This is a genomic window from uncultured Tateyamaria sp. (assembly GCF_947503415.1).
Taxonomy (GTDB): Bacteria; Pseudomonadota; Alphaproteobacteria; order Rhodobacterales; family Rhodobacteraceae; genus Tateyamaria.
On record NZ_CANNDS010000001.1, the window covers coordinates 1,284,055 to 1,305,742 of the forward strand.

A 21,688-nucleotide genomic window follows, 5' to 3' on the forward strand; every position below is an offset into this window, starting at 1 on the left:
GTGACTTGTGCGTGGTGCGGGGGGTAACTGTAAGGCGGATCTTGATCCGCCCTAGAGCAGGGCGGGGGCGGCCCGCATGTGTCCTGTGACCAATCCGTCCCAGTTGCGGATGGGACCGTTGGTGTAGGCCAGTGCCTCCGGGTGGTTGGGATCAAGCGCGCCCAGCCGAACAAGGATTTGAGCGATGGCGCATTCGGCGGCCCGCGTGCTGCCGTCCGTGATCTTCAGCGCTACGCCCATCTTCTGATCGGGCAGGATGGCGACAAAGAACGCCTCGGCCCCGGTTTTGATCGCGACCTTGCCGTTCATCGCGCGCATCAGGCGGGTGCAGGCGCGTCCTTCGCCAGCAACCAGATCGGGGTGGTGTGCCATTGCGCGATGCAGGAGAGCTTCGGCGCTGTCGTCATCTGCAGCGGCGAAGTGGGCCATGGCGCGCGCCATGCCATGCAATGTGCAGGCGAAGTTGGGTGCGGAACAGCCGTCGATGCCGAAGCCAGGAGAGGTTTCACCCGTGACCCGTTCGAAGGCTTCGAGGCAAGCCTTTTGCACGGGGTGGTCAGGGTTAACATAGTCGGGACCCGCGCCAAGGTGTTTTGCCAGCGTCAGGAAGCCGGTGTGTTTGCCCGAGCAATTGTTGTGGATACGGCAGGGGGATTCGTGGGCGCGGATCATGGCATCCCGCACATCGATGTCGCGTGATTCCTGGGGGCCGCATTTGAAGTCGTCATCAGCACACCCAATGGCATCCAGCCATGTGCCGACTTTGTCTGTGTGCACTTGAGCGCCCTGGTGGGACGCGCAGGCCAGCGCAAAATGTTCGGGTGTGAGGCTGTGGGCCGCGGCCGCGCCGCTTTGGATCAGGGGCAGCGCCTGGATCATCTTGGAGGACGAGCGGGGCAGCACGACGGTGCCCGGTTCACCCCAGCTTTCCACGATCTGGCCGGTGGCATCGCAGACCACCGCGTGGCCCTGATGGGCACTTTCCAGGAAAGGGCCGCGCCAGATTTCGGTCAGTGTCACAGCACCATGCGCCGGATGCGTCATCTTTTCCTCACTTCTTGGCGATTTCCTGCCAATTCATCTTTCCTGCGTCGCGCGTTTCGCGCTAATGTGCCACTTGTCGAGAAGAAAGACCGCCCTTGCAAGAGAATGCGCTGAAAATGGCGTGCCCGTGGGACGGATCAGGTATTGAGGTTTGTGACAGCTTGGAGGCTGTGGTGATGGCATTAGGAAAGACAGTAATTGGCTTGGTCGGCGCACTCTCGCTTATGGCGGGGGCTGGAGTTGCTCAGGAGCAAAGCACCAACCGTGTGGCGGCGAAAACCGACTGGAGCGTTTTTGTCGAGGATAACCCGACAGAATGCTGGGGTGTTGCGACGCCCAAGGAAGTGGTCAACACCCGCGAGGGCCGCGTTGTGGCGGCGACCCGGGGGCAGATCCTGTTGATGGTCTTCTATCGCCCAAGCGCAGAGGCCAAGGGGCAGGTGGCGTTCACCGGCGGCTATCCATTCCGGCCGGGATCGACTGTGAATGTGAACATCAGTGGCAACGAGTTTGAGTTGTTCACCGATGGGGAGTGGGCGTGGCCTGCGACCCCGGCGGATGACTCCAAGATCGTGACCGCGATGAAACGTGGGGCCGACGCAATTGTGACCGGCGTGTCGAGCCGTGGCACCACCACAAAAGATACGTTTTCACTGCTGGGCTTCACCGCCGCGGTCGAAGATGCCGAAGCCCGCTGCGGCGGGTAACGCGCGACGAGATTTCAATTCACAAGGCCGCGAGGGGCTGTGCATCAGTGCACGGCCCCTTCGTGCATCTGAGCAGTTGGGAACTTATTGGTTCCTTATTAGATCGCTTGGCGTCCCAATGCGAAAAGGAGACCCCAATGGTCACCACAACTGTTCATAACCTCGACACTGCCCCCGACGCCTCGAAGCCCTTGCTGGAAAACTCCATCAAGGCGTTTGGTCGTCTGCCCAGCCTGCACGGCGTGATGGCGGAAAGCCCCGGCCTGCTTGAAGGCTACCAGCATCTGCACCGCCTTGCGATCAACGGGACCGCCTTCACTCCCGAAGAGCGGACTGTTGTGTGGATGGCCATCAATGTCGCCAACACCTGCCACTACTGCGTGCCCGCCCACACTGGCATCGCGAAGATGGAGAAAATCGACGAGGATATCGTGAACGCCCTGCGTGACGAGACCCCGTTGCCCGAGAAGCTGGAAGCGCTGCGCACCTTTACCCTGGCCATCCGCGAGAGCCACGGCCGCCCCGGCGCCGATGCCATCGCCGCCTTTGAGGCCGCCGGGTACGGCGAGCGCGCGATCCTGGATACGATTCTGATCTATGCGCAGAAGGTGATGTCGAACTTTACCAATGCATTGTTTGAGACACCCACCGACGCGGCCTTTGCCCCGTTTGCATGGGAACCGAAAACGAGCGTTGCGGCCGAGTGATCTGTGGAGGGGGCTCTGCCCCCGCCCTTCGGGCCCCCCGGAGTTTATTTGGCAAGATGAAGAGAGCAGTGGTGTCGCGCCGCTGCTCTTTTTCGTTTGGGCGAATCCTTTTGATTGTCGGTTGCTTTCCTATATAGGGGCGCATCACCCCAACGATGGACAGAGCCATGGCTGACGCGCCGATCACGCAGGATGTTTTGACGATCCCCCGGAAATTGCCGGAGGGGCCGATCAACCTTGTTGGTTTGACCCGTGTGCAGTTGCGCGAGGTGTTGATCGCTCATGGTACGCCCGAAAAGCAGGCCAAGATGCGTGTGGGTCAGATCTGGCAGTGGATTTACCAGTGGGGTGTGCGTGACTTCGACGTCATGACCAACCTGTCCAAGGCATACCGCGCCGAGTTGGCCGAGCGCTTTGTGATTGAGGTGCCTGAGGTTGTGTCCAAGCAGGTGAGTGTGGATGGCACCCGCAAGTGGTTGGTTCGCATTGCGGGCGGGCATGAGGTTGAGGTTGTCTTTATTCCCGAGGAAGACCGGGGGACGCTGTGTGTGTCCTCTCAGGTTGGTTGCACGCTGACCTGTTCTTTTTGCCACACCGGCACGCAGAAACTGGTGCGCAACCTGACCTCTGCCGAGATTGTGGGCCAGGTGATGATGGCGCGCGACGATCTGGATGAGTGGCCTGTGCCCGGTGCGCCCAAGGATGAGACGCGCCTGTTGTCGAATATCGTGCTGATGGGCATGGGCGAGCCGCTCTATAATTTCGAGAACGTGCGCGACGCGATGAAGATCTGCATGGACGAGGAGGGCATTCAGTTGTCCCGCCGTCGGATCACGTTGAGCACATCGGGTGTGGTGCCGGAGATCGAGCGGACCGCGAATGAGATTGGTTGTCAGTTGGCCGTGTCCTTCCATGCGACCACGGATGAGGTCCGCAACAAACTGGTGCCTATCAACAAGCGGTGGAACATCGAGGCGTTGTTGGAGGCTTTGAAAGCCTATCCGCGCGGGCGTAATTCGGAACGCATTACCTTTGAATACGTGATGCTGGATGGTGTGAACGATACAGACGCTGATGCGCACCGGTTGGTGAAGCTGCTGGAGGGCATCCCGGCCAAGGTGAACCTGATCCCGTTCAACGAATGGCCTGGTGTGCCTTACAAGCGGTCGTCGAACAACCGTATCCGCGCTTTTGCCAACATCATTTACAATGCGGGCTATGCCAGCCCCATTCGCACGCCGCGGGGTGAGGATATTCTGGCCGCGTGTGGGCAGCTGAAATCCGCGACCGAGCGCGCCCGCAAGAGCCGCAAGGAGATTGCTGCCGAAGCGGGTCTGGGGTGACGTTTGACATTGTGACGGATGTGGAACGGTTTGACTTTGATCAGATCGTGCCCGCTGTGCAGTCGAGTTACTGGGGGCAAGGGCGGCAGGCCGAAGATATTCGCCGCGCCTTTGCCGGATCAGCCGTGGTTGGTGTGTTCGAGGATGGGCAGCAGGTCGCCGTCGCCCGGGCCATCACGGACGGTGTATATCACGCCTATATCTACGACCTGATCGTGTTTGAGCCGCACCGTGGGCGCGGGCTGGCCCATGTTCTGATGGACGCGTTGTTTTCGCACCCACAGCTGAAGGTGGTGTCAGGCTGGATGCTGTCGACCCGTGACGCGCACGGGCTGTATGAGAAATACGGCTTTGCCCCGATGGACCCAAACCGCACCATGTGGATGCGCCGCGCCCAAACCTAGTTGCTCGCTATCCGTGTACTGTTCTCGAAATGGTCACAATCTTTTCCTGTTTGCGCACCAATAGGGCCTTGGTACTTCGGCATGACAGGCTCAGGGAAAAGGAAATGGAGTGATTGGTATGTCGATTATCTTTGGACAAGAGCAATTTGCCGAAGCGCATGTTCTGGATCTGGTGAGCCGTGAGCGTAGCCAGGCGCTGTCGCGTCGCGAGTGGAAACACCGTTTGGCGGGCTATGGCTATAGCATCCGCGAGACCGAGGCCGGTGACATTGTCGAAACACTGCCGCACCGCGTGCCTGTGTGCAAACTGCCAGCCGATGTCGCTGCCTGAACTGACTGTGGGTTCAGGCCCACACTGTTTGCATTGATAACGTGCTGAATACGCCGGGCGCCTTGTTGTTGGACTAGCGCCCCGGAATTTCACCACGTTTGTCGGTTGGCCCCCAGCTTTCGATCAATTCGATGGCTTCGTGCGCGGTATCGACAAAGCGGAACAGATCCAGATCGTCGGCAGAGATCGTGCCGGCATCGGCCAGCGCGTCCCAATTGATGATCTTCTCCCAGAAGGCCTTGCCAAACAGCAGGAAGGGCACGCGTTCCATGCGGCCCGTCTGGATCAAGGTCAGCGCTTCGAACAATTCGTCGAGCGTGCCGAAGCCGCCCGGGAAGACGCAGATGGCGCGGGCGCGCATCAGGAAGTGCATCTTGCGAATGCCGAAATAGTGGAAGTTGAAACACAGGTCAGGCGTGACAAAGGCGTTCGGCGCTTGTTCGTGGGGAAGAACGATGTTCAGCCCGATGGAATGGCCACCTGCGTCCACCGCCCCACGGTTGCCTGCCTCCATCACGCCGGGACCGCCGCCCGTGACGATGACGTTTTCAGTGCACCCGCTGTCAATGGATTTCAGGGTCATCAAGCGCGAAAACTCACGCGCTTCGTCATAGAATTGCGACAGATCGGCAAGTGTTTGGGTGCGAGCACTGCCTTTGTCCACGGGGTCAGGGATTCGCGCACCACCAAACAGGACGATGGTTGATTCGATCCCCTGCTCGTTCATCAGCATTTCGGGTTTGAGCAGTTCCAGTTGCAGCCGCACGGGGCGCAGTTCATCGCGGCACAGAAATTCCGGATCAGCAAAAGCCAGACCATACGCGGGCGACCGCGTTTGCGGTGTGTCGGGCACACCTTCGGCGGCTTGTCGGTCCGTGTGCGCATCGCGAAATGGGCTGCGGTGGTCGTCTTTCATGCGTGGGCTCCTGTCCGCAAGGTCCTGAGTTAGTGGCAGGTTGGCAGCGCTTTGTCCACGCGTGGTCGTCTGTCAGACCTTGGACAATATGAGGCCGCTTGCCACCAGCACGACGCCAAGAACTCGAGGCACTGACACCTCGTGAATGGGCAGGCCAAAGGGGCCAAACGCATCCAGCGCCAGCGCAACGATAAGCTGCCCGAGGATCATGGCAGAGATGGCCGTGACCACGCCCAGCAGTGGGATCGTCCACAGAATGGCCCAGACATAGAACGCACCCAGAAGGCCGCCGAGCAAAAGCCAACGGTTCACCGACAGAACACGCGCGAGGTGGTCGACCTGACCAGAGGACAGCATGATCGCCAAGAGCACGACAAATCCCACGCCAAACGAAATGGTGGCCGCCGCAACGCCAGAGCCAAGGCTGGCCCCGAGGGCTGCGTTCACCGGTGCCTGCAAAGCGGCAAGCGAGCCTGCAAGAATGATCACCGCCAATGGAAACAATGTCTGCGTCATCTGAAAAACCTCCCTAAAATACCGTCAGGAGCGCCAGAAAAATTGACGCGTGACTGAGCCGTAGACTTGCCCGCCCCAGCCTTTGCAACAAGTCAGGAATACCCCCGTCCGATTGCAACGGCGGGTGGGTCCGCATATAGCACCGCCAACACATTGCACCGACAAAGGGGATCACCATGTCCAACGCCCAGCTTGAAACCGCCATCGAAGCCGCGTGGGACGCCCGCGATAGCATCACGCCTGCGACCACGGGCGAGACGCGCGAGGCGATCGAGGACACGCTGAACGCTTTGGACAGTGGCAAGCTGCGTGTGGCGGAAAAGCAGGACAGCGGCGATTGGCATGTGAACCAGTGGGCCAAGAAGGCGGTGCTTCTGGGCTTTCGTATCAAGGACATGGAACAGCAGGATGGCGGCCCGCAGGGCGGCGGCTGGTGGGACAAGGTTGACAGCAAATTCATGGGCTGGGGCGAGAATCGTTGGAAAGAGGCAGGCTTTCGTGCCGTGCCAAACTGCATCGTCCGCAAGTCTGCTTTCATCGCACCGGGCGTGGTTCTGATGCCGTCTTTCGTGAACCTAGGCGCTTATGTGGACGAAGGCACTATGGTTGATACATGGGCGACCGTCGGCTCCTGCGCGCAGATTGGCAAGAACGTGCACCTGTCGGGCGGCGTGGGCATTGGCGGTGTGTTGGAGCCGATGCAGGCCGGACCAACCATCATCGAGGACAACTGTTTTATCGGGGCCCGGTCCGAAGTGGTCGAAGGCTGCATCGTGCGCGAAGGGTCCGTACTGGGCATGGGCGTGTTCATCGGTCAGTCGACCAAAATCGTGGACCGCGAGACGGGCGAGTTTACCTATGGCGAAGTGCCTGCGGGGTCCGTTGTTGTGGCAGGGTCCATGCCGTCAAAGAATGGCGTGAACCTGTATTGCGCCGTGATCGTGAAAAAGGTGGACGAACGGACCCGCTCCAAGACATCGATCAACGAATTGCTGCGCGACTGATCGGAACGAATGGCTTGCTCATCGGTTATCCCCTCAACTGACAGAGGGAGAAGACCGATGACTGGACTGGGTTGGTTTGCCGCGATCATCGTGGGTGCGCTTGCGGGTTGGATCGCGGAAAAGATCATGAAGACCGATCATTCGCTGTTGCTGAACATCGTGTTGGGGATCCTTGGCGCGGTCGTGTTCAACGCGATCCTGACCTTTGTTTTCGGGTCGTCACTGGGTGGATGGATCGGGCAACTATTTGTGGGTGTCGTGGGTGCGTGCCTGCTAATCGCAGTGGGTCGCGCGGTCCGCAGCGCCTGACGCTTTTACACCGCCTCGAATTGGGCTAGGGCTGTCGCTGTCTAACTGCGGCGGCCCATTGTTATGTCGAACTCCAAGAACCCAAAGACCAAGGCGCCATCGCGGCAGCAGGTTTATACGCTGGTTGTGCAGATAGGGCGCAAGGACGGTGACGGTCTGCCAGACGGTGCGACCGGCGCAGCGCTCATGTGCTTTGCCAGCGGTGTGGACGAGGCGGAAGCAGTCCGTGAGACCGTGGCGCTGCTGAAGCAGGCGGATACCGCGCCCTTGGACGTGACAGGGTATGGCACCGCGGATGAGCGGTTGGCCGAAGGACATGAGATTGACGGCGAGGAGCGGGCTTTGATGCAGCGGGCGCTGGACGAGAATGCCGTGATTGTCGCGCAAGTGACGCCGTTTTTCGACAAGGATTAGGCGCGGCGGAAGGCCAGCAGCAGGGCTGTGTCCTTGGCGTGCGAGCCTGTGGCGTTTGGGCCGTATATAGCGACTTCGGTTGTGCTGAGGTCTGCGATATGTGGCTCTAACACGGACATTTTTTCTGCGAACCCGGTTGTTTCGTAATGCTGTGCATTCACTGAAACAACGATCCATCCTCGCGGGCGTACGGCGTCGATCACGGCATCCAACCCGTCCGGCCCCACATGTCCGTTGGTGAAGGTGCCGGAGCTGACCGCGCCCTGATAGGGGCCGCATGGTGTGGCGAGTCCGTCGAAAATGTTTTCGACCCGTGTGGCGCGGTAGATGTCTTTGGCTGCCGCAACTTCCAGCATCTCGGCCGAGATGTCGGTGCCGTCGATCCGGCCAATCCCGCGGGCGCGCAGGGCGGCCCCGCACAGGCCGGTGCCTGCACCCACGTCCAGAACCGGGCCAAACCCACCGATATTCACGAAGTGGCGGGCGACCTGTTCGTGCAGGATATAGTCACTAACTCGGGCAAAATCGCTGTCATAGCTGTCGGCCCAAGTGGAATAAAGCTGCACCGAATCTTCGGGCGTTTCGAGGGCGTAGGCGTTTTCGAGAGACGGATCCTTGGTCATGTGCCGATTAGGCGGGGCGGCGCTGACCTTGGCAAGGGGCTTGTGCGCGCGCGCCCGCCGCGCCACCTATGAGGCATGACCAAGACACTACTTTCCTTTGGCCACGGCTATTCGGCCAAGGCGTTGACTGAACTGCTGATCCCGCAAGGCTGGCGCGTGATCGGAACCACCCGAAGTGCCGAGAAGGCCGAAGTGTTGGCTGCGACCGGAGTCGAGCCATTGATTTTTCCCGGGGACGATGTGACCGAGGCGCTCGGCACTGCGACGCACCTTCTGATCTCTGCCGGGCCGGATGCCGAGGGTGATCCGGTGTTGCGTGCGGTTGGCGATCAGATTGCAGCGCGGGCGGCGGAGTTCGAGTGGGTTGGATACCTGTCCACGACCGGTGTGTATGGCGATCATGGCGGCAATTGGGTGGATGAGGACACGCCCCTGTCCCCCTCGACCCGGCGTGGTCAGTGGCGGAAAGAGGCAGAGGCTGCCTGGGCTTCGATCCCCAATGTGCTGCTGCATATCTTTCGCCTTGCGGGCATCTACGGACCCGGGCGTGGTCCCTTTGCCAAGGTGCGCGCGGGCACGGCGCGGCGTATCATCAAGCCGAACCAGGTGTTTTCGCGGATCCACGTTGAGGATATTGCGCAAATCGTGGCCGCCTCTATCGCGAACCCGGACCCCGGCACGGCATACAATGTCTGTGATGACGACCCGGCCCCGCCGCAGGATGTGATTGAACATGCCGCCCATCTGCTGGGCCTGCCCATCCCACCGGCCGAGGATTTCGAGACGGCCGAGATGACACCGATGGCCCGCAGCTTCTATGCCGAAAGCAAGCGGGTGCGGAACGACCGGATCAAGGATGCGCTGGGCGTGACGCTAAAGTACCCGACCTACAAGGAAGGGCTGGCCGCGTTGCTGCAGCAGTCGGAATGACCGACGACACGCATGGCACGCTCAACCAATTACTGGATGCGCTGGACGTTGCGGGAGACGATGACAAGGTGTCGGTTCAGGACATTCTGGACGAAATTGGCGAGCGATCGATCATGCCGGTGGTGTTGGCGGTGTCCATCCTTCTGGTGTCGCCTCTGTCCGGCATTCCCGGCTTGCCCACGCTGTCGGCCATCATTCTGTTGCTGTTGATCGGACAGGCGCTTGCCGGACGGCGTCACCTTTGGCTTCCCTCCCTGCTGGCGAGCAGACGCATTGATCGCGTGCGTTTGCAGAAAGCGATCCACTGGCTGCGCCGCCCTGCGACATGGTTTGATCGCCATTCACATCCACGTCTGCGGTTTCTGGCCCATAATCCGATGCGGCAGGTGGCCTTGCTGGTGTGTATGGCGATCCCGATGTCGTGGCCGTTTCTTGAGCTGTTGCCCTTTGTTACGTCCTTTGGCGCAGGCGCGGTGGCGCTGTTGTCCTTCGGCTTGCTGACGCGGGACGGCTATTTTCTGATCGCGGGTTATGTGGTGGCGAGCGGTATTGGCGTCGCGCTGATGCGGGTTGTTCAGGCCGCGACCTGAGGCTGCCAGACACGGTAGATCACCGCTCCGATGATGCCAAACACCGCCAGTAATCCAAGAGCAGTGGCCGCGTTCACGCCGTAGAATGTGACGCGGTCCGCCCATTCCAGAGAGTTCAGGAAGGGGTAGGGCAGCCCGCTGGTCACATCGCCGACCGGTTTGGTGTTGAAGCGTTGTACGAAGAGTTCCGCCCAAGCGACGTATGCCCCGATGATGATGATCAAGGGCAGGGCCGCGCGCCAGACGCGGCGGAACACGCGGCCGAAGAAAAGCGCGTCGATGATTTGCAGGGCGGGGCCAAGCGCATGCAGGTAGTATTGCAACCACCAGTCGATGGGCCCGCGCCCGTTCACCAGTGACGGGTCCGTGAAGTAAAGCCGCCAGTAAAGGAACACGACCATGACATTCAGCACGGCGGCGCACATCGCCGTCACTTCGTGTTTGCGCGTGATCCGGTGTTCGCTGAGTGCCAGCATACGACTGGCGGCGTAGAACGATAGGAACAGTGCCCAGATCGTGAGGTAACGGAAGGGCCCGCCTGCGCCGCTCCATGCGCCGAGCAGCAATTGTTGCAGGCAATAGCCCGCCGCCAGAAGGAATACGATCCAGCGGTAGAACAGAACGGGGCGGCTATGGATGTCCATGTGTCCGAGCCTCTTAATTGTGACCCTAACACTGGCCGAGACGGCACCGTTCGCGCAAGGGTTACGCGCGCGCCTCACCGATTGACGTAACGCCAAGCACGTTAAGCACCTTGGCTTCGATCTGGTCGGCGTTCATGCCTGCGACGGCGTACATATCTGCCGGGCTGGCCTGATCGATGAAGATGTCTGGCAGGACCATGGAGCGGTACTTGAGCCCGCTGTCGAACACGCCTTCATTTGCCAGAAGCTGTGCCACGTGGCTGCCGAAGCCACCTATGGCCCCCTCTTCGATCGTGATGAGTGCTTCGTGATCTGCGGCCAGTTGCAGGATCAAGTCGCGGTCCAGCGGCTTGGCAAAGCGGGCGTCCGCGATGGTCGGCGTGATGCCCTTGGCCGCGAGGTTCTCGGCAGCTTTTTGCACCTCTTCCAGCCGTGTGCCGAAGGACAGGAGGGCGACGCCTTTGCCGCGTTGGATCATGCGGCCCTTGCCGATTTCCAGCGGTGTGCCGCGTTCCGGCATCTCGACCCCAGTGCCTTCGCCGCGCGGGAAGCGGAAGGCGATGGGGCCGTCGTTGTGCGCCGCTGCAGTGGCGACCATGTGGGCCAGTTCCGCCTCGTCCGCGGCCGCCATCACGGTGAAGCCGGGCAGATTGGACAGGTAAGCGACGTCGAACGCGCCTGCGTGGGTTGCCCCGTCGGCGCCCACAAGGCCAGCGCGGTCGATGGCGAAGCGGACCGGCAAGCGCTGAATGGCGACGTCATGCACGACCTGATCATAACCGCGTTGCAGGAAAGTTGAGTACATCGCGCAGAACGGCTTCATTCCCCCGGCGGCGAGGGCGGCGGAGAAGGTCACGCCGTGCTGTTCCGCGATGCCCACATCAAAACAGCGGCTGGGGTAGCGTTCTGCGAACAGGTTCAGGCCGGTGCCGTCGGGCATGGCCGCGGTGACGGCGCAGATCTTGTCGTCGGCTTCGGCCTCGTTCAGCAGGTGCTGGGCGAAGACGGATGTGTAGCTGGGCGCGTTGCTGGGCGCTTTTTTCTGCTCGCCCGTGACCAGGTCGAATTTTGCGGTCGCGTGACCCTTGTCGCGCGCGGTTTCTGCCGGAGCGTAGCCTTTGCCCTTCTTCGTCAGAACGTGGATCAGGATGGGCCCGGTTGCGCGGTCCTTGACCGTGCGCAGGACCGGCAGCAATTGGTCCATGTCATGCCCGTCGATCGGCCCGAGATAACTGAAACCAAGCTCTTCGAACAGCGTGCCGCCAACGGCCATGCCCTTGAGCATCTCCTTGGCCCGTTTGGCCCCTTCGCGGAACGGTTCGGGCAGCAGGCTGACAGCCCCTTTGGCGGCGGCCTTGAGGTCCTGGAACGGGTTTTGGGCATAGAGCCGGGACAAGTAGCTGGACATCGCACCAGTGGGCGGGGCGATGGACATTTCGTTGTCGTTCAGGATCACGATCAGGCGTTTGCCCAGGTGGCCCGCGTTGTTCATCGCCTCATATGCCATGCCCGCACTCATCGACCCGTCACCGATCACGGCGATGGCGTCTCCGGAGCCTTCGGGTGGTTGGCCGCCCAAATCGCGCGCAACGGCGAACCCAAGGGCCGCACTGATGGAGGTGGAGGAGTGAGCCGCGCCGAATGGATCGTAAGGAGATTCAGAGCGTTTGGTGAAGCCGCTCAGCCCGTCTTTCATCCGCAAAGTGCGGATGCGGTCGCGGCGTTCGGTCAGGATTTTGTGGGGGTAGCATTGGTGGCCCACGTCCCAGATCAGTTTGTCGCGCGGAGTGTCAAAGACGGCGTGCAGCGCCACTGTGAGTTCGACCACGCCAAGGCCTGCACCAAGGTGTCCGCCTGTGACGGACACGGCGGATACCGTTTCGGCGCGCACCTCGTCTGCGATCTGGCGCAATTGCCCATCCGAGAACCGTTTGAGGTCCGCAGGCCGTTGTACGGTATCAAGAAGCGGGGTGTTGGGGCGGTCTGACATATCAGTCTCTAACTCTTGCGGGTCACGACAAAGCGGGCGGCGTCCCGCAACACGTCGCCGTCCGCGTGGTATACATGTAAGGCGTCGCAGGCTTCGGTCACGAGTTGGTCAGCGCGGCGTTTCGCCTCGTCCAGTCCCAGAAGCGAAACAAAGGTTGCTTTGCCCGCATCAGCGTCCTTGCCGGTGGCTTTGCCCATGGTGGCTGCGTCACTGGTTATATCCAACACATCGTCCGCGATCTGGAAGGCAAGGCCAAGTGCGCGGGCATAGGTTTGAAGCGGTCCCAGATCGGCTTGGGCCATGCGCGCACCCGCAGTGGCGGACCATTCGATCAGTGCCCCGGTCTTACCGCGTTGAAGGGCGGTGATCTGGTCAAGGGTGAGGGGCGCGTCGGCGGTTTCGGCGGCGATGTCGAGCGCTTGACCCAGCACCATGCCTTGGGCACCGGAGGCTTTGGCGAGTGATTGCGCAAGGTCTGCACACACGTCGCCATTGCCGGCGCTCGGGTGTGTTGCGAGTTCAAAGGCGAGTGTTTGCAGGGCGTCGCCTGCCAACACCGCTGTGGCTTCGTCCCATTTGACATGCACCGTGGGTTCGCCGCGACGTAGATCGTCGTCGTCCATGCAGGGCAGATCGTCGTGGACAAGGGAGTAGGCGTGAAGCGCTTCGATCCCGGTGGCAGGCCAAATTGCCTTGTTAGGGTCTATTCCATGCAACCGCGCGCTTTCCAGAACCAAAAAACCGCGCAGCCGTTTGCCCCCGTTTGTTGCGTGGGCCATGGCGCGCACAACCGGGACGGCATCAAATGTGCCCAACACCGTATCAAACTGCGCCTGAATGGCGGCAGCCGTGTCGTTCAGCCGGTCGCGGAACATGGGTTACAGGTCGCCTGCCGGTTTCAGGCCAGTGGGGTTGCCATCGCCATCGAGGGTGATGGCGGCAACCTTCTCCTCAGCTTCTTTCAGTTTCTTCTCGCAGCGCGCTTTAAGCGCGGCACCACGTTCGTAAAGCTTGATGGAATCGTCCAGCGCCACGTCGCCCCGCTCCAACTGGCCCAGCACCTGTTCCAGCTCGGCCATCGCTTCTTCGAAGCTCATTTCGTCTACGGGGCGGTCAGTCATGTGGAGGCCTTCATCAGCGATTGGACATGGGCGCGGGCGCAAGCGGCCAGCGCGTCCAGATTATAGCCCCCTTCCAGCACCGACACCACCCGGCCCTTGCACAGCTCTCGTGCAGTTTCCGTCAGCATATCGGTGAGGCGCGTGTAGGTGTCTGCCGTCCAGTTGAGTTGGGCAAGCGGATCGTCCTGATGCGCATCGAACCCGGCAGAGATGAGGATGAGGTCCGGTTTGTGTTTGATCAGGGCCGGTATGACCTGACGTTCGTATTCCTGAATCGCGTGGGCACCGTCGGTATGGGGCGCAAGCGGGATGTTGAGGACGGTCCCATGTGGCCCACGGTCCGAGGCCTGCCCGGTGCCGGGCCACAGCGGCATTTGTTGTGAGGTGATGACCAGCGCGCGCGGGTCGTCCTGAAGCAGCGCCTGGGTGCCATTGCCATGGTGGACATCGAAATCGACCACTGCGACACGCTCCAGCCCGTGCACCTCAAGCGCGTGCTTGGCTGCGATGGCGACATTGCCAAAGATGCAAAAGCCCATGGGTAGAGACTGTTCTGCGTGGTGTCCCGGCGGGCGCATGGCGACGAAGGCGTTCGTCACCTCGTCGTCCAGCACCATGTCCACCGCTTTGACGGCACCACCGGCTGCGCGCCAGATGGCGTTTTCGGAGGTGGGGGACAGGAAGGTCTCGGCGTCGGTTTCCCTGTCGAGGCCCGCGAAGCCGTCGGTTGGCATCTTGGCTCGGACGCTGTCGATGTAGTTCTGCGGATGGCACAGCGCGATGGACGCATCATCGGCAAGGGGTGGATCGACACGGACAAGGTCGAGGTCGGCAAGCGCGCGCTGGATATGGTCAAGCCGCGCGACTTGCTCGGGCATGCCGGGGGGTGTGACGTGCAAAAGACCATCGGCATGGGTCAGGAGGGCTGTTGCCATTGGTGTGCGTCCTGTTGGGCTATCGGGTAAGCCGAATTTAAATCCGCCTTACGGTCAATCCGGAGCGAGCATATATCCCGCGCCGCGCACCGTTTGCAGGTAGCGGGGCTGCTTCGGGTTGCTTTCGATCTTGCGCCGCAGTCGCGTGATCTGCACGTCCACAGCCCGTTCCTGCGCTTGGCCACGGTCACGGCCCAAGTCTTCGACCAGTTTGGCGCGGCTGATGGCTTCGCCGGGTTTGCCGGAGAATATCTTCATCAACTGCATCTCGGTGGCCGTGAGCCGCACGAGGTCTTCGCCCTGCCACATCTCGCCCCGTTCCATGTCGTATCGGATGGGGCCGAGGGTGAGGATTTTGGGAGCAGCCTCTTCCGGGGCCACGTCGGGCACACGGCGCAGGATGGCGTTGATGCGCAGCAGCAGTTCCTTGGGCTCAAACGGTTTGGGCAGGTAGTCGTCAGCGCCTGCCTCCAACCCTTCGATCCGGTTGCCAGTCTCGCCCCTAGCGGTGAGCAGCAGGATCGGCGTGGCGTGGGTTTCACGCAAGGACCGGCACAGGCTCAGCCCGTCTTCGCCTGGCATCATAACGTCCAGCACGATCATGTCGAAATCGAGCCCCGACAGAACCCGACGCGCATGAGCCGCATCGCGGGCAGAGGTCACGAGGAACCCGTTCCGCATCAGGAACTTTTGCAGCAGGCTGCGAATGCGTTCGTCGTCATCGACGATCAACAGATGGGTATCGAAGTCACTCATGCACCGCTCTCCTTAAGTCTTTGATAGGTCCGATGCATTTCCGTGTCCATCATTGCCTCTAGCACGGTGCGAAAGCCCGCCACTGCCTCTGGTCCCGCGTCGCGAAAGGCCGCGCGCATACGGGCCCGTTGTGCGTCTGACAACCGTCCCTCAAGCGCGTGCCCATCTTCTGTCAGGAACAGATGCCGTTCCCTTTTGTCGGATTTGCCTATCCGGCTTTCGACCAGCCCGTCTTCTATCAACGTGCGCAATACCCGGTTGAGCGACTGTTTCGTGACACCAAGGATGTTGAGCAGGTTGTTGACCGTGGTGCCCGGCGCACGGTTAATGAAGTGGATCGCCCGGTGATGGGCGCGCCCGTATGCCATGTCGGACAGGATGCGATCCGGGTCAGCGGTAAACCCGCGATAGGCAAAGAACATCGCCTCGATACCTTGCCGCAACTGTTCGTCCGTCAGGAAAAGCAGGTTTTCTCCACCTCTGGTGGTGGTTGCCCGTCCGTCGTCCATACCCGCCCCCATAAAGCGTCGTCTTTTGTGGCAGTTTAAGTCAGTCTTGTTGACATTCCAACACTGAAGCGATATCGAATCGCAGGTTTTGCGCAACTTTGTAACCGTATCGGACTTATCTGCGCAATAAATGTAAATTCGGAGGGTGCCATGGCTGGCTATGATGATCGCGACGGAAAAATCTGGATGGACGGCCAAATGGTCGACTGGCGTCAGGCGAACGTCCACATTCTGACCCATGCCATGCATTACGCGTCGTCCGTGTTCGAAGGTGAGCGCGCCTATAACGGCAAGATTTTCCTGAGCCGCAAACATTCGGAACGCCTGCATTTTTCCGCAAGCGAGCTCGATTTCCAGATCCCCTACACAGTGGACGAGATTGAGGCCGCTAAGCAGGAAGTGCTGAGCGTGAACGGACTGACAGATGCCTATGTGCGCGCTGTAGCGTGGCGTGGCGCGGGCGAGGATATGGGTGTCGCGTCTGCCAAGAACCCCGTCCACCTGGCCATCGCGGCGTGGGAGTGGGGCAGCTATTATGGCGACGCCAAGTACAAGGGCGCGAAGATCGACATCGCCAAGTGGAAGCGTCCGTCGCCCGAGACGGCGCCCGTCCATGCCAAGGCGGCGGGTCTCTATATGATCTGCACTACGTCCAAACACGCGGCAGAGGCCAAGGGTTGTTCCGATGCCCTCTTCATGGATTACCGCGGCTACGTGGCAGAGTGCACAGGCGCCAACATCTTCTTTGTGAAGGACGGCGAGGTGCATACGCCCAAGGCCGACGTGTTCCTGAACGGCCTGACGCGCCAGACTGTTGTCGGAATGCTGAAGGACCGCCAGATCAAAGTGCACGAGCGGGTGATCATGCCGGAAGAGCTTGAAGGGTTCGAGCAGTGCTGGCTGACCGGCACCGCCGCTGAGGTGACACCAGTGGGGCAGATCGCAGACTACAACTTTGAGGTGGGCGGCATCACCCGCGAGATCGCGGAAGGGTATGAGAAGCTGGTGCGCGAGTAACGTGGACTACGACGCCTTTGCCATCGAGTGGGAGGCGGCGTGGAACGCACATGATCTGAACCGCATCCTGGCCCATTATGCCGAGGATGTGGTGTTCCGTTCATAAAAGGCGATGCGCCTTGTCGGGCATGGCACGTTGCACGGAAAGCCCGCATTGCGCGCTTACTGGGCGAAAGCGTTGGCTGCCCAACCCGACCTGTCCTTTGTGGTTGTCAATGTGTTCCACGGGCATGGGATGATGGTTTTGACGTATCGCAATCATCGGGATGTGCTGGCCGCAGAAACACTGTGTTTTGGGGCGGAGGGTCTGATTGTATCAGCTTCGGCCTGCCATGTTCCGCTACGCTGACTATACAATTCAGGCAGGTCAGAGAACGTTTGCCCGGTGTCGACACGCACGCCAAGTGCCTGCAATTCCTTGATCGCGTGTTTGCTGTCGTCGTCCGGTCCGGGGCCGGGTTCGCGCAGGATGACCCGTTTGACCTGTGTTGGATGTGCGCGGGCCGCCGTCAGATACACATGCGCGTCGTGCTGGCCGGTGTCCCCGATCAGGACAAAAGGCAGGTCGGGATGCGCGGTCAGGATCTGATCAATGGCCGACCCTTTGTGATCGCCGTGTGTGCCTGAAATGAATTGTGTTTCCGAAAGTCCAAGGTCACGCAGGAACATCGGCCCTTTGTGCAGCCCGCTGCGTGTAAAGATCGTTTGGAGGAAGTGGAACAGGTTCCATGGTGATGAACTGACATAATACACCGGGTTCCGGCCCGCGTGCAGAGCGTCGATCAGGGCAATGCTGTCGGGAAAGACGCGGCGGGTCAGTGCGTTGCCGGTCAAGGATGTCCACAGGTTTCGCGCCAAAGAGTAGGCGCCGGTTTCCAGCATCGTGTCGTCAATGTCAGAGATGATGCCAAAAGTGGCGTCTGGCGCTGGCACCAGCGCCTCAAGCGTTGCGGTCTCCTGCGGGCTGTCTGGCAGGTGAACGTTGACACTAATCCAGCCTGATTGCTTTTCAGGGCGCGGGATCACAAGGGTGAAATACCCTTCTTCATCGCTGATGGCGGTCGTATCGCCAGTGGAAATGGTCACATTCGCCACCTCGTCCGTGGCAAACAGCGCCAGCATCTGTTTGAAATTTGCCCACTTGCCTTGATCCGGTTTGGGCGCGCCGCGTCGCTGCCGGCTGAGGATGCGACCGCGCAACACGATCGTTTCAGGCGTCGCATAGCCCAGATACGGCTCGATCAGCGGCGTTTTGTTTGGGCGGTGCTTGATCCGGTCGACCATCTTTTCGACAGGGTGCAGGATGCGGGCGAGTGTGCTTTTGAGGGGCATAGCCGGATAACGAAGCGGTGGATGAAAGGTTCCTTATCCCTTCGGGTCTGTCACCGCCCGCGCCCTGCTGCGCCCGCCACCCAATTGCCGTTCGCGCCAGATGATCAGCACGCCGCCCAGTACCACCAATGACGCGCCAATCACCGTTTCCGTTGTCGGCAGCTCGGCGAAAATCAGGTAGCCGATGAGCGCTGCGAAGATCAGCGATGTGTAGTCGAAGGGTGCCAGCATAGATGCCGCACCAAAGCGGTAACTGGCTGTAACCAGGATTTGAGCGGCCCCGCCGATCAATCCCGCGCCGATCAAAAGTATCAGGTCCGTCCATGTGGGAACTATCCACCCGAAGGGCAGGCTCAGCAGGCTGAGAGTTGTGGCCGTCAGCGAGAAGTAGAAGACGATCGCCGCTGTGTGTTCGGTTTTGACCAAGGTGCGGATGTGGATTTGGACGAATGCTCGCAGGATGGATGCACCTAACACGAACAGCGCGCCAATGGTGCCTGCGGTTCCGATGGCCTCAAGCGACAGACGCGGCCAGATCACGATCATCACCCCGACAAGGCCCAAGGCGACCGCGCTGATCCGAAACAGGCGAACGCGTTCGCCCAGCATGATGGCCGCAAGGATGACCGTAAACATCGGTGTGGCGTAACCGATGGCCGTGACCTCGGGCAGCGGCAGCAGGCCGAGGCCCGCGAATGTCAGCGCCATGGCGGCGGTACCAAACAGGCCGCGCCAGATATGGCCTTTGAGGTTCTTGGGCGTGAGCGCCTCGCGCATCTCTCCGGCCCGCCAGATCCATGCGATGATGATCGGCATGGCAAAGAAGGAGCGAAAGAACACCGCCTGACCCGACGGCACGTTCTGCGTCGCCACCTTGATCATCGCCGCCATCACCATGAACAGAAACACCGCCATCAGCTTCAGAGCGATGGCGGTGCCGGGTTTGTTTTGAGTGGTGGGGGCTTTCATCTCTCCCGATCCATGTAGGGCCGGGAGAGGTTTGGCAAGCGATCAGTTCAGTTTGGCGATGCCGAGGGGGACGCTGAACTTTTCACACCAGATGTAGACTTCGTTAAACTCTGACACGTCGATGCCAGCGGGGATGACGAAGGATTGGCTGCCTGTCAGGTTGCCCAACTTGCCCGAGTCGGTGTTGCCATTGAAGTGGCCGTCTTTGCCCAAGCCAACGCGAGGGTCAGGCGCGCCATCAAGGCTGAAATCGTCGCCCAGAACGATGGTGTGGCTGCCGTCAGCGTTCTTGATCACGTCGACACCGCCGGTTGTAATGTGATCGGATGCGCCGGTGAATGTACCGGAGGATACGGTTTCGGCCGAGGCTGTCCCAGCGGCGAAGCCAACAGCAATTGCAAGTGTCAGCGCAAGGGTTTTGATGAAGTTCAGCACGGTAGAGTTCCTTTCGATGTGCATTCAGCGAAGTGTAAGCCTGAGCTCACATTCAACGGCTATGATCGCATTTTCATTCCGATTAATATTTCAGCAAACCGCGAATGGTTGCCTGATTTGTAGACGCATTACTAACATTAGAAACCGATCAGTTCCAAATCACATGCGCGTGAGTTCTGGACTATTTGGTTCCCAACGCTATATTGAGAAGTAGACATCAGGGGAGGCAAAATGGCACGGCCAAGATCTTTCGACACGGACGACGCGCTGGAAAAGGCGATGCATGTCTTTTGGGCGCATGGCTATGAAGGCGCGTCCCTGCCCGACCTGTTGGAGGGCATGGGGCTGACCCGTGGCAGCCTCTACAAGGCGTTCACGGACAAGAAGACGCTCTTCTTGAAGGTGTTGGAGCGGTATGAGGGGCAGGCGGTCAAGGCCGGAGTTGCCATGTTGACCGACCCGTCGGTGCCAAATGGCGCAGAACGCGTGATGGCGATGTTCCAAGGGTCATATCAGCGTGTGATCGATGGGGATTCGCGCGGATGTCTTCTGTGTACAGCTGCCGCGGGTCCAAGCACGTATGATGATGAAATTGCGCATGCCGTGTCGGCAGGCTTGGGCGTTTTGCGCGATGGCATCTATGAGGCGCTGGGCGCGTCGCCTCGGCATGCGACGCTCAGCCCGGCAGAACGCGCCGCCTTGGCTGATATGCTGATTGCGCAATATGTCGGCCTGCGCACGATGGCGCGCGCGCGGATTGATCACGACACGCTTAAGAATATCGTGCGGTCTGTTGGTGTGATGCTGGCTTAGCCGATCGGGCCGCGCACGCCGCCTGTCTGACCTCGGTCCAGCAGCAGATGGTCGAGGATCACGCAGGCCATCATCGCTTCGCCCACCGGAACGGCACGGATGCCGACGCAGGGATCATGGCGGCCTTTGGTGACAATCTCGGCCTCTTCGCCCGTCTTGGTGATCGTCTTGCGCGTTTGCAAGATGGACGAGGTTGGCTTGACCGCGAAGCGCACAACGATGTCCTGTCCGGTCGAGATACCGCCAAGGATTCCACCCGCATGGTTGGACGAATACTCGGGGCCGTCCGGGCCCATCGTGATCTCGTCCGCGTTCAACTCGCCCGTCAGCATGGCGGCGGACATGCCTTCGCCGATCTCGACACCTTTGACGGCGTTAATGGACATCATACCGGCAGCAAGATCAGTGTCTAACTTGCCGTAAACTGGCGCGCCGAGACCTGCGGGCACGTTGCGCGCGACCACTTCGATCACCGCGCCAACCGACGACCCGGATTTGCGCAGGCCATCAAGGTAGTCGGCCCAAGTTCCTGCCGCCTGTGCATCCGGCACCCAGAACGGGTTCTGGTCGATCTGGTCCCTGTCAAAATTATCCCGGTCAATCTCGTGCGTGCCCATGCGGGTCATGTAGCCCTTGATCTCGATCCCCGGCACCAGCTTGGCCAGCGCCGCACGGGCCAAGCCACCCGCCGCAACACGCGCCGCCGTTTCTCGGGCCGAGGACCGACCACCGCCGCGATAGTCTCGAATGCCGTATTTCTGCCAATAGGTGATGTCGGCATGGCCGGGGCGGAATTTCCCGGCAATGTCGCCGTAATCCTTCGACCGCTGGTCCGTGTTCTCGATCATCAACTGCACCGGTGTGCCAGTCGTCTGCCCCTCGAACACGCCAGACAGGATTTTCACCTCGTCCGCCTCGCGCCGCTGGGTCGTGTACTTGTTCTGACCGGGTTTGCGTTTGTCCAGCCACTGCTGGATCATCGCCTCGTCCACCTCGACCCCCGGAGGGCATCCATCGACCGTTGCGCCCAAGGCAGGCCCGTGGCTTTCGCCCCATGTGGTCACGCGGAAAAGATGGCCAAAGCTGTTGATCGACATGTGCGCGCTCCTGTTGCGTGCCCCGTCTAGCGGTGCGGTCTTTTCGGCTCAAGGCGTTTTACGCTTGCGACCGGGCGGTGCGCGCCCTAGCTATTGCCATACCTCGGGGTGCTGGAAACAGCTGAGATGCATGATGCGAACCCGTTGAACCTGAACCGGTTAACACCGGCGGAGGGAAGGTTTGGATCATCCCAAGACCCTTATCCCGCCGCCTCTGCATTTGGAGGATGCG

The 21,688-nt window shown here is 60.6% G+C and carries 27 protein-coding genes and 1 riboswitch; of the genes, 12 read left to right on the forward strand and 15 right to left on the reverse strand.

The annotated features are described in order from the left end of the window. Positions 1-51 precede the first annotated feature (51 nt). Positions 52-1,044, reverse strand: coding sequence for an asparaginase (locus Q1A32_RS06190; RefSeq protein ID WP_299650923.1), 993 nt, complete (start codon positions 1,042-1,044; stop codon positions 52-54). 176 nt (positions 1,045-1,220) lie between these two features. On the opposite strand from Q1A32_RS06190, the gene Q1A32_RS06195 reads away from it, so the two are divergent. From Q1A32_RS06195 to Q1A32_RS06215, 5 genes are all read left to right on the forward strand, one after another. Further along, entirely contained in the window at positions 1,221-1,751 is a 531-nt protein-coding gene (locus Q1A32_RS06195; protein WP_299608245.1) for an invasion associated locus B family protein, read from the forward strand. 137 nt (positions 1,752-1,888) lie between these two features. Beyond that, the gene (locus tag Q1A32_RS06200; RefSeq protein WP_299650926.1) at positions 1,889-2,458 is read left to right on the forward strand and encodes a carboxymuconolactone decarboxylase family protein; all 570 of its coding nucleotides are present in this window, start codon (positions 1,889-1,891) and stop codon (positions 2,456-2,458) included. Positions 2,459-2,625: 167 nt separating this feature from the next. After that, positions 2,626-3,801, forward strand: a complete 1,176-nt coding sequence (gene rlmN / locus Q1A32_RS06205; protein WP_299650929.1) for a 23S rRNA (adenine(2503)-C(2))-methyltransferase RlmN — start codon at positions 2,626-2,628, stop codon at positions 3,799-3,801. Continuing rightward, the gene (locus tag Q1A32_RS06210; protein ID WP_299650932.1) at positions 3,798-4,205 is read left to right on the forward strand and encodes a GNAT family N-acetyltransferase; all 408 of its coding nucleotides are present in this window, start codon (positions 3,798-3,800) and stop codon (positions 4,203-4,205) included. Before rlmN ends, Q1A32_RS06210 begins: the two co-directional genes overlap by 4 nt. Before the next feature lie 118 nt (positions 4,206-4,323). Further along, entirely contained in the window at positions 4,324-4,536 is a 213-nt protein-coding gene (locus Q1A32_RS06215) for a hypothetical protein (protein ID WP_299608235.1), read from the forward strand. Positions 4,537-4,609: 73 nt separating this feature from the next. On the opposite strand, the gene Q1A32_RS06220 is transcribed toward Q1A32_RS06215, so the two are convergent. Together Q1A32_RS06220 and Q1A32_RS06225 are read right to left on the reverse strand one after the other, a co-directional pair. Next, a complete protein-coding gene (locus tag Q1A32_RS06220; protein WP_299650935.1) occupies positions 4,610-5,452 on the reverse strand; it encodes a TIGR00730 family Rossman fold protein in 843 nt (280 codons plus the stop codon). A gap of 72 nt (positions 5,453-5,524) precedes the next feature. Continuing rightward, a complete protein-coding gene (locus Q1A32_RS06225; protein ID WP_299650938.1) occupies positions 5,525-5,968 on the reverse strand; it encodes a DMT family transporter in 444 nt (147 codons plus the stop codon). A gap of 176 nt (positions 5,969-6,144) precedes the next feature. On the opposite strand from Q1A32_RS06225, the gene dapD reads away from it, so the two are divergent. The 3 genes from dapD (at position 6,145) to Q1A32_RS06240 (ending at position 7,695) form a co-directional block, all read left to right on the forward strand. Beyond that, positions 6,145-6,972 (forward strand): 2,3,4,5-tetrahydropyridine-2,6-dicarboxylate N-succinyltransferase, encoded by an 828-nt coding sequence (gene dapD / locus Q1A32_RS06230; RefSeq protein WP_299608232.1) that lies wholly within the window; start codon positions 6,145-6,147, stop codon positions 6,970-6,972. Between the two features lie 57 nt (positions 6,973-7,029). Continuing rightward, positions 7,030-7,281: a GlsB/YeaQ/YmgE family stress response membrane protein gene (locus tag Q1A32_RS06235; protein WP_299608230.1), complete on the forward strand. Its 252-nt coding sequence runs from the start codon at positions 7,030-7,032 to the stop codon at positions 7,279-7,281. Positions 7,282-7,344: 63 nt separating this feature from the next. Then, positions 7,345-7,695, forward strand: a complete 351-nt coding sequence (locus Q1A32_RS06240; protein ID WP_299650941.1) for a hypothetical protein — start codon at positions 7,345-7,347, stop codon at positions 7,693-7,695. Here the strand turns inward: Q1A32_RS06240 and Q1A32_RS06245 are convergent. Beyond that, positions 7,692-8,318 (reverse strand): class I SAM-dependent methyltransferase, encoded by a 627-nt coding sequence (locus Q1A32_RS06245; RefSeq protein WP_299650944.1) that lies wholly within the window; start codon positions 8,316-8,318, stop codon positions 7,692-7,694. The two genes, Q1A32_RS06240 and Q1A32_RS06245, sit on opposite strands and share 4 nt — an antisense overlap. Before the next feature lie 75 nt (positions 8,319-8,393). Here Q1A32_RS06245 and Q1A32_RS06250 point away from each other — a divergent pair, with 75 nt between their 5' ends. Continuing rightward, a complete protein-coding gene (locus tag Q1A32_RS06250) occupies positions 8,394-9,248 on the forward strand; it encodes an SDR family oxidoreductase (protein WP_299650948.1) in 855 nt (284 codons plus the stop codon). Further along, the gene (locus Q1A32_RS06255) at positions 9,245-9,838 is read left to right on the forward strand and encodes an exopolysaccharide biosynthesis protein (protein WP_299608223.1); all 594 of its coding nucleotides are present in this window, start codon (positions 9,245-9,247) and stop codon (positions 9,836-9,838) included. The genes Q1A32_RS06250 and Q1A32_RS06255 overlap by 4 nt, the downstream gene beginning before the upstream one ends. On the opposite strand, the gene Q1A32_RS06260 is transcribed toward Q1A32_RS06255, so the two are convergent. The 7 genes from Q1A32_RS06260 to Q1A32_RS06290 all read right to left on the reverse strand — a co-directional run bounded on the left by Q1A32_RS06260 (position 9,823) and on the right by Q1A32_RS06290 (position 15,793). Continuing rightward, positions 9,823-10,482: a hypothetical protein gene (locus tag Q1A32_RS06260; protein WP_299650951.1), complete on the reverse strand. Its 660-nt coding sequence runs from the start codon at positions 10,480-10,482 to the stop codon at positions 9,823-9,825. The genes Q1A32_RS06255 and Q1A32_RS06260 overlap by 16 nt on opposite strands. 61 nt (positions 10,483-10,543) lie before the next feature. Continuing rightward, positions 10,544-12,472, reverse strand: a complete 1,929-nt coding sequence (gene dxs / locus Q1A32_RS06265; protein WP_299650954.1) for a 1-deoxy-D-xylulose-5-phosphate synthase — start codon at positions 12,470-12,472, stop codon at positions 10,544-10,546. 8 nt (positions 12,473-12,480) lie between these two features. After that, positions 12,481-13,347: a polyprenyl synthetase family protein gene (locus Q1A32_RS06270; RefSeq protein WP_299650957.1), complete on the reverse strand. Its 867-nt coding sequence runs from the start codon at positions 13,345-13,347 to the stop codon at positions 12,481-12,483. Positions 13,348-13,350: 3 nt separating this feature from the next. After that, positions 13,351-13,593, reverse strand: a complete 243-nt coding sequence (locus tag Q1A32_RS06275; RefSeq protein ID WP_189367148.1) for an exodeoxyribonuclease VII small subunit — start codon at positions 13,591-13,593, stop codon at positions 13,351-13,353. Further along, positions 13,590-14,528, reverse strand: a complete 939-nt coding sequence (locus Q1A32_RS06280; protein WP_299650960.1) for a histone deacetylase family protein — start codon at positions 14,526-14,528, stop codon at positions 13,590-13,592. The genes Q1A32_RS06275 and Q1A32_RS06280 overlap by 4 nt, the downstream gene beginning before the upstream one ends. Positions 14,529-14,582: 54 nt before the next feature. Beyond that, entirely contained in the window at positions 14,583-15,284 is a 702-nt protein-coding gene (locus Q1A32_RS06285; protein ID WP_299650963.1) for a response regulator, read from the reverse strand. Further along, positions 15,281-15,793, reverse strand: a complete 513-nt coding sequence (locus Q1A32_RS06290) for a MarR family winged helix-turn-helix transcriptional regulator (protein ID WP_299650966.1) — start codon at positions 15,791-15,793, stop codon at positions 15,281-15,283. Before Q1A32_RS06290 ends, Q1A32_RS06285 begins: the two co-directional genes overlap by 4 nt. Positions 15,794-15,943: 150 nt before the next feature. Between Q1A32_RS06290 and Q1A32_RS06295 the strand changes: the two genes are divergently transcribed. Further along, positions 15,944-16,810 (forward strand): branched-chain amino acid aminotransferase, encoded by an 867-nt coding sequence (locus Q1A32_RS06295; RefSeq protein WP_299650969.1) that lies wholly within the window; start codon positions 15,944-15,946, stop codon positions 16,808-16,810. A 258-nt stretch (positions 16,811-17,068) separates the two neighbouring features. On the opposite strand, the gene Q1A32_RS06300 is transcribed toward Q1A32_RS06295, so the two are convergent. The 3 genes from Q1A32_RS06300 to Q1A32_RS06310 are packed head-to-tail and all read right to left on the reverse strand — an operon-like array spanning position 17,069 to position 19,546. Then, entirely contained in the window at positions 17,069-18,142 is a 1,074-nt protein-coding gene (locus tag Q1A32_RS06300; RefSeq protein ID WP_299650972.1) for an App1 family protein, read from the reverse strand. Positions 18,143-18,175: 33 nt separating this feature from the next. Then, on the reverse strand, positions 18,176-19,111 hold the full coding sequence (locus Q1A32_RS06305; protein ID WP_299650975.1) for a DMT family transporter: 936 nt from the start codon (positions 19,109-19,111) through the stop codon (positions 18,176-18,178). A gap of 42 nt (positions 19,112-19,153) precedes the next feature. Beyond that, positions 19,154-19,546, reverse strand: a complete 393-nt coding sequence (locus Q1A32_RS06310) for a DM13 domain-containing protein (protein WP_299608189.1) — start codon at positions 19,544-19,546, stop codon at positions 19,154-19,156. Positions 19,547-19,777: 231 nt separating this feature from the next. On the opposite strand from Q1A32_RS06310, the gene Q1A32_RS06315 reads away from it, so the two are divergent. Continuing rightward, positions 19,778-20,359, forward strand: a complete 582-nt coding sequence (locus Q1A32_RS06315) for a TetR/AcrR family transcriptional regulator (RefSeq protein WP_299650979.1) — start codon at positions 19,778-19,780, stop codon at positions 20,357-20,359. Here the strand turns inward: Q1A32_RS06315 and aroC are convergent. Then, positions 20,356-21,456 carry a chorismate synthase gene (aroC, locus tag Q1A32_RS06320; protein WP_299650982.1) on the reverse strand — a complete coding sequence of 367 codons (1,101 nt, stop codon included), beginning with the start codon at positions 21,454-21,456 and terminating at the stop codon, positions 20,356-20,358. The genes Q1A32_RS06315 and aroC overlap by 4 nt on opposite strands. 94 nt (positions 21,457-21,550) lie before the next feature. Beyond that, a riboswitch (TPP riboswitch) is annotated at positions 21,551-21,650 on the forward strand. The last annotated feature ends 38 nt before the right edge of the window (positions 21,651-21,688 follow it).

What these genes read in the sequence shown, in the direction of transcription:
- Q1A32_RS06190 (WP_299650923.1), bottom strand. Translation starts at nt 1,044, where the DNA reads ATGACGCATCCGGCGCATGGTGCTGTGACACTGACCGAAATCTGGCGC.
- Q1A32_RS06195 (WP_299608245.1), top strand. Translation starts at nt 1,221, where the DNA reads ATGGCATTAGGAAAGACAGTAATTGGCTTGGTCGGCGCACTCTCGCTT.
- Q1A32_RS06200 (WP_299650926.1), top strand. Translation starts at nt 1,889, where the DNA reads ATGGTCACCACAACTGTTCATAACCTCGACACTGCCCCCGACGCCTCG.
- rlmN (WP_299650929.1), top strand. Translation starts at nt 2,626, where the DNA reads ATGGCTGACGCGCCGATCACGCAGGATGTTTTGACGATCCCCCGGAAA.
- Q1A32_RS06215 (WP_299608235.1), top strand. Translation starts at nt 4,324, where the DNA reads ATGTCGATTATCTTTGGACAAGAGCAATTTGCCGAAGCGCATGTTCTG.
- Q1A32_RS06220 (WP_299650935.1), bottom strand. Translation starts at nt 5,452, where the DNA reads ATGAAAGACGACCACCGCAGCCCATTTCGCGATGCGCACACGGACCGA.
- Q1A32_RS06225 (WP_299650938.1), bottom strand. Translation starts at nt 5,968, where the DNA reads ATGACGCAGACATTGTTTCCATTGGCGGTGATCATTCTTGCAGGCTCG.
- dapD (WP_299608232.1), top strand. Translation starts at nt 6,145, where the DNA reads ATGTCCAACGCCCAGCTTGAAACCGCCATCGAAGCCGCGTGGGACGCC.
- Q1A32_RS06235 (WP_299608230.1), top strand. Translation starts at nt 7,030, where the DNA reads ATGACTGGACTGGGTTGGTTTGCCGCGATCATCGTGGGTGCGCTTGCG.
- Q1A32_RS06240 (WP_299650941.1), top strand. Translation starts at nt 7,345, where the DNA reads ATGTCGAACTCCAAGAACCCAAAGACCAAGGCGCCATCGCGGCAGCAG.
- Q1A32_RS06245 (WP_299650944.1), bottom strand. Translation starts at nt 8,318, where the DNA reads ATGACCAAGGATCCGTCTCTCGAAAACGCCTACGCCCTCGAAACGCCC.
- Q1A32_RS06250 (WP_299650948.1), top strand. Translation starts at nt 8,394, where the DNA reads ATGACCAAGACACTACTTTCCTTTGGCCACGGCTATTCGGCCAAGGCG.
- Q1A32_RS06255 (WP_299608223.1), top strand. Translation starts at nt 9,245, where the DNA reads ATGACCGACGACACGCATGGCACGCTCAACCAATTACTGGATGCGCTG.
- Q1A32_RS06260 (WP_299650951.1), bottom strand. Translation starts at nt 10,482, where the DNA reads ATGGACATCCATAGCCGCCCCGTTCTGTTCTACCGCTGGATCGTATTC.
- dxs (WP_299650954.1), bottom strand. Translation starts at nt 12,472, where the DNA reads ATGTCAGACCGCCCCAACACCCCGCTTCTTGATACCGTACAACGGCCT.
- Q1A32_RS06270 (WP_299650957.1), bottom strand. Translation starts at nt 13,347, where the DNA reads ATGTTCCGCGACCGGCTGAACGACACGGCTGCCGCCATTCAGGCGCAG.
- Q1A32_RS06275 (WP_189367148.1), bottom strand. Translation starts at nt 13,593, where the DNA reads ATGACTGACCGCCCCGTAGACGAAATGAGCTTCGAAGAAGCGATGGCC.
- Q1A32_RS06280 (WP_299650960.1), bottom strand. Translation starts at nt 14,528, where the DNA reads ATGGCAACAGCCCTCCTGACCCATGCCGATGGTCTTTTGCACGTCACA.
- Q1A32_RS06285 (WP_299650963.1), bottom strand. Translation starts at nt 15,284, where the DNA reads ATGAGTGACTTCGATACCCATCTGTTGATCGTCGATGACGACGAACGC.
- Q1A32_RS06290 (WP_299650966.1), bottom strand. Translation starts at nt 15,793, where the DNA reads ATGGACGACGGACGGGCAACCACCACCAGAGGTGGAGAAAACCTGCTT.
- Q1A32_RS06295 (WP_299650969.1), top strand. Translation starts at nt 15,944, where the DNA reads ATGGCTGGCTATGATGATCGCGACGGAAAAATCTGGATGGACGGCCAA.
- Q1A32_RS06300 (WP_299650972.1), bottom strand. Translation starts at nt 18,142, where the DNA reads ATGCCCCTCAAAAGCACACTCGCCCGCATCCTGCACCCTGTCGAAAAG.
- Q1A32_RS06305 (WP_299650975.1), bottom strand. Translation starts at nt 19,111, where the DNA reads ATGAAAGCCCCCACCACTCAAAACAAACCCGGCACCGCCATCGCTCTG.
- Q1A32_RS06315 (WP_299650979.1), top strand. Translation starts at nt 19,778, where the DNA reads ATGGCACGGCCAAGATCTTTCGACACGGACGACGCGCTGGAAAAGGCG.
- aroC (WP_299650982.1), bottom strand. Translation starts at nt 21,456, where the DNA reads ATGTCGATCAACAGCTTTGGCCATCTTTTCCGCGTGACCACATGGGGC.